18 protein-coding genes are annotated in these 14930 nt (G+C 52.6%); 13 read left to right on the top strand and 5 right to left on the bottom strand.

Annotation, left to right across the window (positions count from 1 at the left end; genetic code table 11):
- Positions 1 to 83 precede the first annotated feature (83 nt).
- A complete protein-coding gene (locus IB222_RS01815) occupies positions 84 to 488 on the top strand; it encodes an OsmC family protein (RefSeq protein WP_043018552.1) in 405 nt (134 codons plus the stop codon).
- A gap of 98 nt (positions 489 to 586) precedes the next feature.
- Here IB222_RS01815 and IB222_RS01820 read toward each other — a convergent pair whose 3' ends face one another.
- From IB222_RS01820 to IB222_RS01835, 4 genes are all read right to left on the bottom strand, one after another.
- Positions 587 to 1456, bottom strand: a complete 870-nt coding sequence (locus IB222_RS01820; protein WP_003827751.1) for a phosphoribulokinase — start codon at positions 1454 to 1456, stop codon at positions 587 to 589.
- Between the two features lie 53 nt (positions 1457 to 1509).
- A complete protein-coding gene (locus IB222_RS01825) occupies positions 1510 to 1728 on the bottom strand; it encodes a YheU family protein (RefSeq protein ID WP_003023615.1) in 219 nt (72 codons plus the stop codon).
- Complete coding sequence (locus IB222_RS01830) at positions 1725 to 2747, bottom strand: hydrolase (protein WP_003827753.1); 1023 nt, start codon at positions 2745 to 2747, stop codon at positions 1725 to 1727. The genes IB222_RS01825 and IB222_RS01830 overlap by 4 nt, the downstream gene beginning before the upstream one ends.
- A gap of 221 nt (positions 2748 to 2968) precedes the next feature.
- Positions 2969 to 4870: an ABC transporter ATP-binding protein gene (locus IB222_RS01835; protein WP_003827754.1), complete on the bottom strand. Its 1902-nt coding sequence runs from the start codon at positions 4868 to 4870 to the stop codon at positions 2969 to 2971.
- A gap of 132 nt (positions 4871 to 5002) precedes the next feature.
- Here IB222_RS01835 and kefG point away from each other — a divergent pair, with 132 nt between their 5' ends.
- From kefG to slyD, 4 genes are all read left to right on the top strand, one after another.
- Positions 5003 to 5554: a glutathione-regulated potassium-efflux system ancillary protein KefG gene (kefG, locus tag IB222_RS01840; RefSeq protein ID WP_003023629.1), complete on the top strand. Its 552-nt coding sequence runs from the start codon at positions 5003 to 5005 to the stop codon at positions 5552 to 5554.
- Complete coding sequence (kefB, locus tag IB222_RS01845; protein ID WP_149384427.1) at positions 5554 to 7359, top strand: glutathione-regulated potassium-efflux system protein KefB; 1806 nt, start codon at positions 5554 to 5556, stop codon at positions 7357 to 7359. The genes kefG and kefB overlap by 1 nt, the downstream gene beginning before the upstream one ends.
- 9 nt (positions 7360 to 7368) lie before the next feature.
- Positions 7369 to 7569, top strand: coding sequence for a YheV family putative zinc ribbon protein (locus IB222_RS01850; RefSeq protein ID WP_003023632.1), 201 nt, complete (start codon positions 7369 to 7371; stop codon positions 7567 to 7569).
- Positions 7570 to 7663: 94 nt separating this feature from the next.
- Entirely contained in the window at positions 7664 to 8275 is a 612-nt protein-coding gene (slyD, locus tag IB222_RS01855; protein WP_008786294.1) for a peptidylprolyl isomerase, read from the top strand.
- A 113-nt stretch (positions 8276 to 8388) separates the two neighbouring features.
- Here slyD and IB222_RS01860 read toward each other — a convergent pair whose 3' ends face one another.
- On the bottom strand, positions 8389 to 8607 hold the full coding sequence (locus tag IB222_RS01860; RefSeq protein ID WP_003023639.1) for a protein SlyX: 219 nt from the start codon (positions 8605 to 8607) through the stop codon (positions 8389 to 8391).
- Between the two features lie 232 nt (positions 8608 to 8839).
- On the opposite strand from IB222_RS01860, the gene fkpA reads away from it, so the two are divergent.
- The 8 genes from fkpA to fusA all read left to right on the top strand — a co-directional run bounded on the left by fkpA (position 8840) and on the right by fusA (position 14865).
- Positions 8840 to 9658: an FKBP-type peptidyl-prolyl cis-trans isomerase gene (gene fkpA / locus IB222_RS01865; protein WP_003827768.1), complete on the top strand. Its 819-nt coding sequence runs from the start codon at positions 8840 to 8842 to the stop codon at positions 9656 to 9658.
- Between the two features lie 167 nt (positions 9659 to 9825).
- On the top strand, positions 9826 to 10548 hold the full coding sequence (locus tag IB222_RS01870) for a transcriptional regulator (protein ID WP_003023643.1): 723 nt from the start codon (positions 9826 to 9828) through the stop codon (positions 10546 to 10548).
- The gene (tusD, locus tag IB222_RS01875) at positions 10548 to 10934 is read left to right on the top strand and encodes a sulfurtransferase complex subunit TusD (RefSeq protein WP_003827770.1); all 387 of its coding nucleotides are present in this window, start codon (positions 10548 to 10550) and stop codon (positions 10932 to 10934) included. Before IB222_RS01870 ends, tusD begins: the two co-directional genes overlap by 1 nt.
- Complete coding sequence (gene tusC / locus IB222_RS01880; protein ID WP_003827771.1) at positions 10934 to 11293, top strand: sulfurtransferase complex subunit TusC; 360 nt, start codon at positions 10934 to 10936, stop codon at positions 11291 to 11293. Before tusD ends, tusC begins: the two co-directional genes overlap by 1 nt.
- Before the next feature lie 7 nt (positions 11294 to 11300).
- Entirely contained in the window at positions 11301 to 11588 is a 288-nt protein-coding gene (tusB, locus tag IB222_RS01885; RefSeq protein WP_003023651.1) for a sulfurtransferase complex subunit TusB, read from the top strand.
- Between the two features lie 125 nt (positions 11589 to 11713).
- Positions 11714 to 12088 carry a 30S ribosomal protein S12 gene (gene rpsL, locus IB222_RS01890; RefSeq protein WP_003023654.1) on the top strand — a complete coding sequence of 125 codons (375 nt, stop codon included), beginning with the start codon at positions 11714 to 11716 and terminating at the stop codon, positions 12086 to 12088.
- A gap of 95 nt (positions 12089 to 12183) precedes the next feature.
- Complete coding sequence (rpsG, locus tag IB222_RS01895) at positions 12184 to 12654, top strand: 30S ribosomal protein S7 (protein ID WP_003023657.1); 471 nt, start codon at positions 12184 to 12186, stop codon at positions 12652 to 12654.
- Between the two features lie 96 nt (positions 12655 to 12750).
- Positions 12751 to 14865, top strand: coding sequence for an elongation factor G (fusA, locus tag IB222_RS01900; RefSeq protein ID WP_003023659.1), 2115 nt, complete (start codon positions 12751 to 12753; stop codon positions 14863 to 14865).
- The last annotated feature ends 65 nt before the right edge of the window (positions 14866 to 14930 follow it).

Genomic DNA, 14930 nt, shown 5'->3' on the forward strand with positions numbered 1-14930 from the left:
CATGACGCAGGTCGCCTTCCGTTGCGAGAATTGTTATGTGCGCGTAATCTGTCAGGAAAATTGAAACATTGGAGTTACGAAATATGCAAGCGCGTGTAAAGTGGGTTGAGGGGTTAACCTTCCTCGGTGAGTCCGCCTCTGGTCACCAAATTTTGATGGACGGTAACTCCGGTGATAAAGCGCCGAGCCCGATGGAAATGGTATTAATGGCTGCTGGCGGTTGTAGCGCGATTGATGTGGTATCGATCCTGCAAAAGGGTCGTCAGGATGTGACCAACTGCGAAGTGAAACTGACTTCAGAGCGTCGTGATGAAGCGCCGCGCCTGTTTACCCACATCAACCTGCATTTCATCGTAACGGGTAACGATCTGAAAGATGCGTCTGTCTCCCGCGCCGTCGATCTTTCAGCGGAAAAATACTGCTCCGTAGCGTTGATGCTGGAAAAGGCAGTGAATATTACCCATTCCTATGAAGTGGTTGCTGCGTAATCTCTGATGCCGGATGGCGGCGTTGCCTTATCCGGCCTACAGGATGATGTTGATTCGTAGGCCCGATAAGCGAAGCGTCATCGGGCACTTTCCACACCTCACTCTATCTTCTTACCTTCCATCAGTCGCTGCACCAGCGGCAGCATAATCAATTCCATCGCCAGACCCATTTTGCCACCCGGTACGACTAACGTATTGATATGGGAAATGAATGAGCCCTGCAGCATGGCCAGTAACCACGGGAAGTCGATCCCTTCCAGGTTACGAAAATGAATCACGACAAAGCTTTCATCCAGTGACGGAATACTCTTAGCGGCAAAGGGATTAGAGGTATCGACGGTCGGTACGCGCTGGAAGTTAATATGCGTCCGGGAAAACTGCGGCGTGATGTAATTGATGTAATCGTCCATTGAGCGCACCACCGAGTCCATCACCGCTTCACGCGAATGGCCACGCTCGCTGGTATCGCGAGTCAGCTTCTGGATCCATTCCAGGTTTACAATAGGTACCACGCCAACCAGCAGATCGACATGCCGGGCCACGTTTTGCTGCGGGGTGACGACACCACCGTGCAGCCCTTCGTAGAACAGTACATCCGTCGGTTCAGGCAGCGGCTGCCAGGGCGTGAATGTCCCCGGAACCTGGTTCCATGGTACGGCCTCATCGTAAGTGTGCAGATATTTTCGCGACTGGCCTTTGCCCGTCTGACCGTATTCGATGAAGGTTTGTTCCAGCAAGCCGAAGTCATTAGCTTCGGGGCCAAAATAGCTGATATGCCGTCCGGCATCGCGTGCTTTGCGAATCGCCATATCCATTTCCGGACGGGTATAGCGATGAAAACTGTCACCTTCCACCTCGGCGGCGCGCAGATTTAACTGCGCGAAAATTTTACGAAACGCGAGGCTGGTGGTAGTGGTCCCCGCGCCGCTGGATCCTGTTACCGCAATCACCGGATGTTTGGCAGACATAACAACTCCATGAAATGGTTGTAATTATAGTAAAGTCGGCCGGCGGCTACGGATTACTCGTGAATCTGCTTCCTCGGCATAATGTTGACCGTTTCATGCAGTTCGGACCACACCAGCACGGCTTCACCTGATTGTAGTTGGCGTTTGACGTCGGCGACTTTTTGTTCGAGCGAGCGTTCATGTTCACCATAATCGGTGCCTTCGCGCAAGACAAAGCTTTCAATCAAATTGTCCAGCGCGTCCGGGGAGATATCTTGCCATGGGATAATCATGATGATGCCTCCAGATACGTTGTCAGCCAGTCCGGAATTCTTGATTCCAGCCACATCTCAGGACGGCGCACCGTGCCACCTATAAATCCAACGTGGCCGCCGTGTTCAGTAAGCTGGTACTCCACCTGTGAGGGCAGATTTTCCGGTTTCGGGATCACATGATGATCCATAAACGGATCGTCTTTCGCATGGATAATCAGCGTTGGTTTGGCGATCCGATTGAGCAACGGCATGGCGCTGCACTGGCGGTAATAGTCTATAGCATCGGCGAAACCGTGGATTTTGGCGGTGATTAGATCGTCAAAATCGCGAATGCGGCGTAAAGATTTCAACTGGGCCAGACTCACCGGCAGCGAACCTGGATAAGCTTCAAGCTTACGTGAGGCATTGGCTTTCAACAGATTGAGCAGGTAGCGCTGGTAGACCCGGGAGAAGCCCTTGTCCATATGGTAGCTACAGGCTTCGAGCACGAAAGGTGCAGAAACGATAACCGCCGCATCTATCGGAATATCGTTGCCTTCTTTTGCCAGCAGGCAAGCCAGCATGTTTCCACCGAGTGAATAACCTACCGCCGCGGTCGGTACGCGACCGAACTCACGCTCCAGCCAGTGTAAAAACCAGGTGCCATCTTCTGTTTCGCCCGAGTGATAAATGCGGTTCAGACGATTGGGTTCGCCGCTGCAGCCGCGAAAATGCATTACCACGCCCAGCCAGCCGCGCTTTTGTGCTGCTTCAATCAGGCCATGTGCGTAGGGGCTGTTTAGACTGCCTTCCAGACCGTGAAAAACCACCAGGCGCGGTTTGTGTTTCGCCTGTTGCGGATCTTCGCTCCACGCCAGATCGACGAAATCACCGTCGGGCAATTCCAGACGCTGCCAGTGGGCGTCGAACTTCACCTTGCGGCGAATTAAACGCGGCAGCATCGTCTGCAGATGGCGGTTACTGATACCGCGCATCGGGCGGAATTCTCGCGAATCGTCGGTAGGTGGGGTCATTTCTGTGGACGTGATTTCAACCATAACACCGGAGCAATTAATAATCGGAAAGAGTAACTATACCGCGCACAGCGCGTGCGGGTTAGCCAATATGTGATTTTGTCGCTAGTCAGTCAGCAGGTTACGCGAGATTGGGTCACAACTACGTCAACGAAACGTAGGCCTGATAAGACGCGCGAGCGTCCTCATCAGGCATTTTCGGCTCTGGCGCCGGATGGCAGCTTCGCCTTCTCCGGCAATCATGACTACTCGGCGAGCATTTGCTCAAGCTGCTCCTGAGCCTCCAGCCAGGCCATTTCACACTCTTCCAGCCCGGATTTCGCACTGGCCTGCTGCTGCAAACAGGCGGTAAGTTCGGCTTTGCGACTTTGGTCGTACAGTTCGCTGTCGCCGAGTTTTTCTTCCGCCTGCGCCAGCTGTGCGTGCAGTTTCTCCATCTCTTTTTCCAGACGGGTAATCTCTTTACGCAGCGGCTGCGTCAGGGAGCGCAGTTCCGCTTCGCGGCGCTTCTGGTCTTTACGCGCCTGGGCGCTGTTAACGCTCTCTTTCGCCGGTTCGTCGCCCTGGTTTTCCTGTTTCTGGACATCGCTCAGCCACTGCTGATAATCCTCCAGATCGCCATCAAACGGCTCGACTTTCTTGTCGTGTACCAGATAGAGGTCGTCGGTGGTGGAGCGGATCAGGTGACGGTCGTGCGAGACGACAACCAGCGCGCCTTCAAAATCGATCAGCGCCTCGGTCAGCGCCTGACGCATATCCAAGTCCAGGTGGTTGGTCGGTTCATCGAGCAGCAGTAGGTTAGGGCGCTGCCAGACGATCAACGCCAGCACCAGACGCGCTTTTTCGCCACCGGAGAAGCGGCGTGTCTCTTCGCTGACTTTATCGCCCTGGAAGCCGAATCCACCCAGGTAGTCACGCAGTTTCTGCTCCAGTTCCTGCGGTGCCATGCGTGCCAGATGCTGAATGGGTGATTCATCGGCGCGTAAAAACTCCAGCTGGTGCTGCGCGAAGTACCCCAGCTTGATGCCTTTCGCCAGGCCAATCTCGCCGCTGATAGGGGCCAGTTCGCCGGCCAGCAGCTTAATCAGCGTCGATTTACCCGCGCCGTTGCGACCGAGCAGGCCGATGCGGGAACCCGGCACCAGATTCAGTTTGATCGAATCGAGAATGACGCGATCGCCGTAGCCAGCGCTGACCTTTTCCATCTTCAGCAGCGGGTTTGGCAGGCTTTCCGGCTCACGGAAGCTGAAGTGGAACGGGTTGTCCACGTGCGCTGGGGCAATCAGCTCCATGCGTTCCAGCATTTTGATACGGCTCTGTGCCTGCTTCGCTTTCGTTGCTTTAGCGCGGAAACGATCGATATAGCTTTGCAGATGCGCCACGCGCTCCTGCTGGCTTTCGTACATTGCCTGTTGCTGTGCGAGGCGCGTCGCACGCTGGATTTCAAACGCGCTGTAGTTGCCGGTGTACTCGAACATGGTTTGCTGTTCGATATGAATAATTTTATCTACAACCGGATCGAGGAAGTCGCGATCGTGGGAGATCAAAATCAGCGTACCCTGATAGCTTTTCAGCCATCTTTCCAGCCAGATCACCGCGTCGAGATCGAGGTGGTTGGTGGGTTCATCGAGCAGCAGTAGGTCTGAACGGCAAATCAGCGCCTGGGCCAGGTTGAGACGCATACGCCAGCCACCGGAGAAGTCGCTGACCGGGCGCTCAAGCTGTTCGTTGGAGAAGCCGAGGCCATGCAGCAGGCTGGCGGCGCGTGAGCGCACAGTCCAGGCGTCGATGGCATCCAGCTTGCCATGGACAGTGGCAATGGCATGTCCATCGTTACGTTCGTTAGCGTCGTTCAACTGCGCTTCCAGTTGACGATACTCGCGGTCGCCGTCAATGACGTACTCCAGCGCGGGCTGTGGTAACGCAGGCGTTTCCTGATTCACCCACGCGAGCTGCCAGTTTCCCGGATAGGTAAATCCTCCAGCGTCGGCGCTGAGTTCATTTTTCAGCAATGCCAGCAGGGTAGATTTACCGCAGCCATTTTTACCCACCAGGCCAACCTTCTGCCCTGGATTAATGGTGGCCGTGGCATTGTCCAGCAAGACGCGCACGCCGCGACGAATTTGTAACGATGAGAAAACAATCATAAGGCGCCGTATGTTCAGACTATGTTAATTTATCATTATGATAATGTAATGTGCGGGCCGTTTGCCGCACCGAGGCGCAATGGTAGCCCAAAACGTCGAAAATAGACAAAAGACAAAACCGGGAGGGGGATGATGTTCCAGCCAGCGAAAGTCTTGCTGCTGTATGCCCATCCGGAATCTCAGGACTCGGTCGCGAACCGTGTTCTGCTTAAACCGGCCATGCAGCTCAGCAATGTTACCGTGCACGACCTTTACGCGCACTATCCTGATTTTTTTATCGATATTCCGCATGAACAGGCGCTGCTGCGTGAGCATGATGTGATTGTTTTTCAGCACCCACTCTATACCTATAGCTGTCCGGCGCTGTTAAAGGAATGGCTTGACCGCGTACTGAGCCGCGGATTTGCCAGCGGTCCCGGAGGGAATCAACTGGCGGGAAAGTACTGGCGTAGCGTTATCACTACCGGAGAACCGGAAAGTGCCTACCGCTATGACGCGCTAAACCGTTATCCAATGAGCGATGTGCTGCGTCCTTTCGAGCTAACGGCCGGTATGTGCCGCATGCACTGGATGAGCCCAATTATCGTTTACTGGGCCAGACGGCAAACGAAGCAGGAGCTGGACAGCCATGCGAAAGCGTATGGTGACTGGCTGGCGAATCCAATCCCTGTGGGAGGCCGCTAATGGAAGGTTCTGATTTATTGACAGCGGGAGTGTTGTTCCTCTTCGCGGCGGTGGCTGCAGTTCCCCTGGCCTCAAAGCTGGGTATCGGTCCTGTGCTGGGTTACTTGCTGGCGGGTATTGCTATCGGCCCGTGGGGATTAGGATTCATCAGCGATGTGGATGAAATTCTGCACTTCTCCGAGCTGGGCGTAGTCTTTCTGATGTTCATCATTGGGCTGGAACTTAATCCCGCCAAACTGTGGCAACTGCGGCGTTCAATTTTTGGCGTCGGTGCCGCGCAGGTGATGCTGAGCGCGGTGGTGCTGGCCGGATTATTGATGCTCACTGCGTTCTCCTGGCAGGCGGCAGTGGTTGGCGGCATTGGTCTGGCGATGTCATCGACCGCTATGGCGCTACAGTTGATGCGCGAAAAAGGCATGAACCGCAGTGAATCCGGACAACTGGGTTTTTCGGTACTGCTGTTTCAGGATCTGGCGGTGATCCCCGCGCTGGCACTGGTTCCGCTGCTGGCGGGTTCTGCTGACGAACATTTTGACTGGATCAAAGTGGGAATGAAGGTGCTGGCTTTTGCCGGCATGCTGATTGGCGGTCGCTATTTGCTGCGACCGGTTTTCCGCTTTATTGCGGATTCTGGCGTGCGGGAAGTGTTCACCGCTGCCACGCTGCTGTTGGTGCTGGGTTCTGCTCTATTTATGGATGCGCTGGGGCTGTCAATGGCGCTGGGAACGTTTATCGCGGGCGTGCTGCTGGCGGAAAGCGAATACCGACATGAGCTGGAAACGGCAATCGATCCGTTTAAAGGCCTGTTGCTCGGGCTGTTTTTTATCTCCGTTGGCATGTCGCTCAACCTCGGCGTGCTCTACACCCATATTCTGTGGGTGGCAGCGAGCGTGATAGTGCTGGTGGTCGTAAAAATGCTGGTGCTGTATGTGCTGGCGCGTCTTAACGGCATGAGAAGCTCTGAACGGATGCAATTTGCCGGGGTTTTAAGTCAGGGTGGTGAATTCGCTTTCGTGCTGTTTTCAACGGCATCCTCGCAACGGCTGTTTCAGGGCGACCAAATGGCGTTGCTGCTGGTGACCGTCACGCTGTCGATGATGACCACACCGCTGGTGATGACGCTGATTGATAAATGGCTCTCCCGCCAGTTTAACGGCACGGATGAGGAAGATGAAAAACCCTGGGTGGAAGATGATAAACCGCAGGTGATTGTGGTGGGGTTTGGGCGTTTTGGTCAGGTTATTGGTCGCCTTTTGATGGCCAATAAAATGCGCATTACCGTTCTGGAGCGGGATATCAGCGCGGTGAATCTGATGCGTAAATATGGCTATAAGGTTTATTACGGTGATGCCACGCAGGTGGAACTGTTGCGCTCCGCAGGGGCAGAGGCGGCGCAATCTATTGTTATTACGTGTAATGAGCCTGAAGACACCATGAAACTGGTGGAACTGTGCCAACAGTATTTTCCGCATTTGCATATTCTTGCGCGAGCGCGCGGACGTGTAGAGGCACATGAGTTATTACAGGCTGGTGTGACGCAGTTTTCCCGCGAAACGTTCTCCAGTGCGCTGGAGTTGGGGCGTAAAACGCTGGTTACACTGGGAATGCATCCGCACCAGGCTCAGCGCGCTCAGCTGCATTTTCGGCGGCTGGATATGCGCATGCTGCGGGAACTGATCCCCATGCATACAGATACGGTACAAATCTCTCGAGCCAGGGAAGCCCGACGCGAGCTGGAGGAAATTTTCCAACGAGAGATGCAGCAAGAGCGACGTCAGTTGGATGGCTGGGATGAATTTGAGTAGAGGATAACCATGGCAATTCGTAAACGTTTTATCGCAGGTGCAAAATGTCCGTCCTGCCAGTCGCAGGATACGCTGGCGATGTGGCGCGAAAATAATATCGATATTGTTGAGTGTGTTAAGTGCGGTCATCAGATGCGGGAAGCGGATAAAGAGGCGCGCGAGCACGTTCGCAAAGAAGAGCAAGTGATCGGGATTTTTCATCCGGACTAGCGATATGGCGCAGCTTTTTTTAAGCTAGAGGGTACACGGGTGCAGAATTCCGCTACAATCTGCGCCACTATTCTTTCCATGCTCAGGAGATATCATGAAAGTAGCAAAGGACCTGGTGGTCAGCCTGGCCTATCAGGTACGTACAGAAGACGGTGTGTTGGTTGATGAGTCTCCGGTGAGTGCACCGCTGGACTACCTGCATGGTCACGGTTCCCTGATTTCTGGCCTGGAAACAGCGCTGGACGGTCATGAAGTTGGCGACAAATTCGATGTTGCTGTTGGCGCAAACGACGCATACGGTCAGTACGACGAAAACCTGGTGCAGCGCGTTCCTAAAGACGTCTTCATGGGCGTTGACGAACTGCAGGTTGGCATGCGTTTCCTGGCTGAAACTGACCAGGGTCCAGTACCGGTAGAAATTACCGAAGTGGAAGACGACCACGTTGTGGTTGACGGTAACCACATGCTGGCTGGCCAGAATCTGAAATTCAACGTAGAAGTTGTTGCTATCCGCGAAGCGACCGAAGAAGAACTGGCTCACGGCCACGTTCACGGTGCGCACGGTCACGACCACGATCATGACCACGGTCATGACGGTTGCTGCGGTGGTCACGGCCACGGTCACGACCATGGTCACGAGCACGGCGGCGAAGGCTGCTGCGGCGGTGGCGGTAAAGGTAACGGCGGCGGCTGCGGTTGCCACTGATCGGTATGATTGCCTGATGGCGCTACGCTTATCAGGCCTACCGTAGGCCGGATAAGACGTTTACGTCGTCATCCGGCACAAAAAAGCGGGGATATCCCCGCTTTTTTTACGTCTCAATAATGTGGCGGCGGGGTCTCTTCAGACTGCGACGCAATGTGGGACGGCTGCGTTGCTTTGAGCTTTTCTGTCAGCAGACGCAGATGGTCGCGCAGTTTGGCCATTTCCAGTTCATGCGCGGTCACCGTCACGTTGAGCTCTTCAATGGTTATCTCCTGAAATGCCAGGCGACTTTCCAGTTCAGCCAGGCGAGTTTCCATTGTTGTATCCTGCATGATTCACCTCTTTCTTTTTTCTCCGGCAGATCGCGGACTGCGGCGAATTCTACTTAACTTTGCCTGTTTGCACAGCACTCAATCTTCGGTAACGAAACTAATTTAAACAAAAAGAGTCTGAAAAGTGGTGATAATAGGGCGTGCCTGTATGTTGATTTGTTCTGCAACGCTTTATAGTACATTTTTATGTTAGCTAACCCTGGGGTGAGATGCCCCGGCCCTGGAGATATGGATGAAATCACTGTTTAAAGTAACGCTGCTGGCGACCACAATGGCTGTTGCTCTGCATGCCCCGATCACCTTCGCTGCTGATGCTGCGAAACCAGCCGCTACTGCTGACAGCAAAGCAGCATTCAAGAATGACGACCAAAAAGCCGCTTACGCGCTGGGCGCGTCCCTGGGTCGTTATATGGAAAACTCTCTGAAAGAGCAGGAAAAACTGGGCATCAAACTGGATAAAGATCAGCTGATCGCTGGTGTTCAGGATGCGTTTGCAGACAAGAGCAAACTGTCTGACCAGGAAATCGAACAAACTCTGCAGGCGTTTGAAGCGCGCGTGAAGAGCTCCGCTCAGGCGAAAATGGAAAAAGACGCGGCTGACAACGAAGCCAAAGGTAAAGTTTACCGCGAGAAATTTGCTAAAGAGAAAGGCGTTAAAACCTCTTCTACTGGCCTGGTCTACAAAGTAGAGAAAGAAGGTACTGGCGCTGCACCGAAAGACAGCGATACGGTGGTAGTCAACTACAAAGGTACGCTGATCGATGGTAAAGAGTTTGATAACTCCTACACCCGTGGTGAGCCGCTGTCTTTCCGTCTTGACGGTGTAATCCCTGGTTGGACTGAAGGCCTGAAAAACATCAAGAAAGGCGGCAAAATCCAGCTGGTTATCCCACCGGATCTGGCTTACGGCAAAACCGGCGTCCCGGGTATTCCGGCCAACTCTACGCTGGTCTTTGATGTTGAACTGTTAGACATCAAACCGGCACCGAAAGCTGACGCGCAGCCAGATGCTGCACCGGCAGATAAAGCTGCAGACAGCAGCAAAAAATAAGCTAACAAAAACCGCCGCCCACAGGGCGGCGGTTTTTTATTATCGACAGGATATAATTAATACTGGAAAGCGCCTTGTGCGCTGTATTACTTTAGATGCCCCTATAATAGTGATGAGCCTGCCCTGACAACATAACGACAGGCTCCTGAAAAGGAGTGCTTTTTTTCATGTCCAGGTCGCTTTTAACCAACGAAACCAGTGAGCTAGATTTGCTGGATCAACGTCCTTTCGATCAAACCGACTTCGATATCCTCAAATCCTATGAAGCGGTAGTGGACGGGTTGGCGATGCTCATTGGTTCCCATTGTGAAATCGTATTGCACTCTTTGCAGGATTTGAAATGCTCGGCCATCCGCATTGCTAACGGTGAACACACGGGCCGTAAAATTGGCTCACCGATTACCGACCTTGCGTTGCGTATGCTGCATGATATGACGGGTGCGGATAGCAGCGTGTCGAAGTGTTACTTCACACGTGCGAAAAGCGGTGTCTTGATGAAGTCGGTGACGATTGCCATTCGCAACCGTGAGCATCGCGTGATTGGTCTGCTGTGCATCAACATGAACCTTGATGTTCCTTTCTCGCAGATAATGAATACCTTTATCCCACCGGAAACCCCGGAAGTGGGCTCTGCCGTCAACTTCGCTTCTTCGGTGGAAGATCTGGTTACCCAGACGCTGGAATTCACGATCGAAGAAGTGAATGCCGATCGCAATGTTTCCAACAACGCGAAGAACCGCCAGATCGTCCTGAATTTATATGAGAAAGGCATCTTCGATATTAAAGATGCCATCAACCAGGTCGCCGATCGGCTGAACATCTCCAAACATACGGTCTACCTCTATATTCGTCAGTTCAAAAGCGGCGATTTCCAGGGGCAAGACAAGTAATGCGTTTTGCCATCATGGTGACAGGGCCTGCTTATGGCACGCAGCAGGCGAGTAGCGCGTTGCAATTTGCTCATGCGCTTCTCGAAGAAGGGCATGAGTTATGCAGCGTCTTTTTCTATCGTGAAGGTGTATATAACGCCAATTTCCTGACTTCACCCGCCAGTGATGAATATGATCTGGTGCGGGCCTGGCAACAGCTGAACCAACAGCATGGTGTAACGCTGAATATCTGCGTGGCGGCGGCGTTGCGTCGCGGCGTTGTTGATGAAACTGAGGCAAAGCGGCTGGGGCTGGCAGGGGCTAATTTACAACCAGGTTTTAACCTCAGCGGGCTTGGATCGCTGGCTGAGGCATCCCTGACCTGCGATCGCGTGGTGCAGTTCTGATGAAACGTGTTGCTTTTGTTTTTTCTACCGTACCGCACGGCAGCGCATCAGGCCGTGAAGGATTAGATGCATTGCTGGCGACATCTGCATTAACGGAAGACCTCGGCGTGTTTTTTATCGGCGATGGCGTCTTTCAAATCCTCCAGGGACAACAACCGGATGCCGTGCTGGCGCGAGACTATATCGCAACCTTCAAGCTGTTAGGGTTGTACGATATCGATCAATGTTGGCTGTGCGCCGCTTCATTACGCGAGCGGGGCCTTCAGCAGGGGGTTAATTTTGTGGTCGATGCGACAGCGCTTGAACCGGAAGATTTACGCCGTGAGTTAGGCAACTTTGACGTCATTTTAAGGTTTTGAGACTCTCATGCTGCACACACTACATCGCTCCGCGTGGCTTACCGATTTCTCCTCTCTTCTTCGCCTGATAGATAAAGACGATGAACTTTTATTGCTCCAGGATGGTGTGACGGCGGCAATTGAAGGCAGCCGTTTCCTTGAAAGTCTGCAAAATGCCTCCATTAAGGTCTATGTACTGGAAGAAGACATTAAGGCCCGCGGGTTGAGTGGTCAAATTTCAGACAGTGTCGTCAGGGTTAGCTATACTGACTTCGTCAGACTTACGGTGAAGCATCCCAGCCAGATGTCCTGGTAATTGTGGGATCGTTGTATATTTCTTGACACCTTTTCGACACCGACCTAAAATTCTGCGTCCTCATATTGTATGAGGTCGTTTTATTACGTGTTTACGAAGCAAAAGCTAAAACCAGGAGCTATTTAATGGCAACAGTTAACCAGCTGGTACGCAAACCACGTGCACGCAAAGTTGCAAAAAGCAACGTGCCTGCGCTGGAAGCATGCCCGCAGAAACGTGGCGTATGTACTCGTGTATATACTACCACTCCTAAAAAACCGAACTCCGCACTGCGTAAAGTTTGCCGTGTTCGTCTGACTAACGGTTTTGAAGTGACTTCCTACATCGGTGGTGAAGGTCACAACCTGCAGGAGCACTCCGTGATCCTGATCCGTGGCGGTCGTGTAAAAGACCTCCCGGGTGTTCGTTACCACACCGTTCGTGGTGCGCTTGACTGCTCCGGCGTTAAAGACCGTAAGCAATCACGCTCCAAGTATGGCGTGAAACGTCCTAAGGCTTAATGGTTCTCCGTTAAGTAAGGCCAAACGTTTTATATTAATGTCAAACTAAACTCTTAGAGTTTTGGACAATCCTGAATTAACAACGGAGTATTTCCATGCCACGTCGTCGCGTCATTGGTCAGCGTAAAATTCTGCCGGATCCGAAGTTCGGATCAGAACTGCTGGCTAAATTTGTAAATATCCTGATGGTAGATGGTAAAAAATCTACTGCCGAAACTATCGTATACAGCGCGCTGGAGACCCTGGCTCAGCGTTCTGGTAAAAACGAACTGGAAGCTTTCGAAGTAGCTCTCGAAAACGTGCGCCCGACTGTCGAAGTTAAGTCTCGCCGCGTTGGTGGTTCTACTTATCAGGTACCAGTTGAAGTCCGTCCGGTCCGTCGTAATGCTCTGGCAATGCGTTGGATCGTTGAAGCTGCTCGTAAACGCGGTGATAAATCCATGGCTCTGCGCCTGGCGAACGAACTTTCTGATGCTGCAGAAAACAAAGGTACTGCAGTTAAGAAACGTGAAGACGTTCACCGTATGGCAGAAGCCAACAAGGCGTTCGCACACTACCGTTGGTAATCCCTTCGGAGTTTTAGTCACCAGGCGGGCGCTTCTAGTAAGCAGCCCGCTTTGGGCTACTTAAATTGAACGCCTAAAAGATAAACGAGGAATCAAATGGCTCGTACAACACCCATCGCGCGCTACCGTAACATCGGTATCAGTGCGCACATCGACGCCGGTAAAACCACTACTACCGAACGTATTCTGTTCTACACCGGTGTAAACCATAAAATCGGTGAAGTTCATGACGGCGCAGCCACCATGGACTGGATGGAGCAGGAGCAGGAACGTGGTATTACTATCACCTCCGCAGCGACTACTGCATTCTGGTCTGGTATGGCTAAGCAGTATGAACCGCATCGCGTAAACATCATCGACACCCCGGGGCACGTTGACTTCACTATCGAAGTAGAACGTTCCATGCGTGTGCTTGATGGTGCAGTAATGGTTTACTGCGCAGTTGGTGGTGTTCAGCCTCAGTCTGAAACCGTATGGCGTCAGGCAAACAAATATAAAGTTCCGCGCATTGCGTTCGTTAACAAAATGGACCGTATGGGTGCGAACTTCCTGAAAGTTGTTGGTCAGATCAAAACCCGTCTGGGCGCGAACCCTGTTCCGCTGCAGCTGGCAATTGGCGCTGAAGAAGCGTTCACCGGTGTTGTTGACCTGGTGAAAATGAAAGCCATCAACTGGAACGAAGAAGATGCAGGCGTAACCTTCACTTATGAAGATATCCCGGCTGACATGCAGGAACTGGCTGAAGAATGGCACCAGAACCTGATCGAGTCCGCTGCAGAAGCTTCAGAAGAGCTGATGGAGAAATACCTGGGTGGTGAAGAACTGACTGAAGAAGAGATCAAAAAAGCTCTGCGTCAGCGCGTTCTGAACAACGAAATCATCCTGGTAACCTGTGGTTCTGCGTTCAAGAACAAAGGTGTTCAGGCGATGCTGGATGCGGTAATTGATTACCTGCCATCCCCAGTAGACGTACCTGCGATCAACGGTATTCTGGACGACGGTAAAGATACTCCTGCTGAGCGTCATGCTAGCGATGACGAGCCGTTTGCTGCTCTGGCATTCAAAATCGCTACCGACCCGTTCGTGGGTAACCTGACCTTCTTCCGTGTGTACTCTGGTGTGGTTAACTCCGGTGACACCATCCTGAACTCCGTGAAAACTGCACGTGAACGTTTCGGCCGTATCGTACAGATGCACGCTAACAAACGTGAAGAGATCAAAGAAGTTCGCGCGGGCGATATCGCTGCTGCAATCGGTCTGAAAGACGTGACCACTGGTGACACTCTGTGTGACCCGGATCACCCGATCATTCTGGAACGTATGGAATTCCCTGAGCCGGTAATTTCCATCGCGGTAGAACCGAAAACCAAAGCTGACCAGGAAAAAATGGGTCTGGCTCTGGGCCGTCTGGCGAAAGAAGACCCGTCATTCCGCGTATGGACTGACGAAGAATCTAACCAGACCATTATCGCTGGTATGGGTGAGCTGCACCTCGACATCATCGTTGACCGTATGAAGCGTGAATTCAACGTTGAAGCGAACGTCGGTAAACCTCAGGTTGCTTACCGTGAAGCGATTCGCGCGAAAGTTACCGATATCGAAGGTAAACACGCTAAGCAGTCTGGTGGTCGCGGTCAGTACGGTCATGTTGTTATCGACATGTACCCGCTGGAGCCGGGTTCAAACCCGAAAGGCTACGAGTTCATCAACGACATCAAAGGTGGTGTAATTCCTGGCGAATACATCCCGGCCGTTGATAAAGGCATCCAGGAACAGCTGAAATCTGGCCCGCTGGCTGGTTACCCGGTTGTTGATCTGGGCGTGCGTCTGCACTTCGGTTCTTACCATGACGTTGACTCCTCTGAGCTGGCGTTTAAACTGGCCGCTTCTATCGCCTTCAAAGATGGCTTTAAGAAAGCGAAACCAGTTCTGCTTGAGCCTATCATGAAGGTTGAAGTAGAGACTCCGGAAGAGAACACCGGTGACGTAATCGGTGACTTGAGCCGCCGTCGTGGTATGCTTCGTGGTCAGGAATCCAACGTCACTGGCGTTGTTATCCATGCTGAAGTTCCGCTGTCTGAAATGTTCGGATATGCAACCCAGCTGCGTTCTCTGACCAAAGGCCGTGCTTCTTACTCCATGGAGTTCCTGAAGTACGACGATGCGCCGAACAACGTTGCTCAGGCCGTTATTGAAGCCCGTGGTAAATAATCCACAGGATTAAAACCTAAGTCCCGTGCTCTCTCCATAGGGGAGAGCACTATAGTAAGGAATAT

The sequence above is a fragment of the Citrobacter sp. C13 genome, assembly GCF_014596815.2.
GTDB lineage: Bacteria > Pseudomonadota > Gammaproteobacteria > Enterobacterales > Enterobacteriaceae > Citrobacter > Citrobacter portucalensis.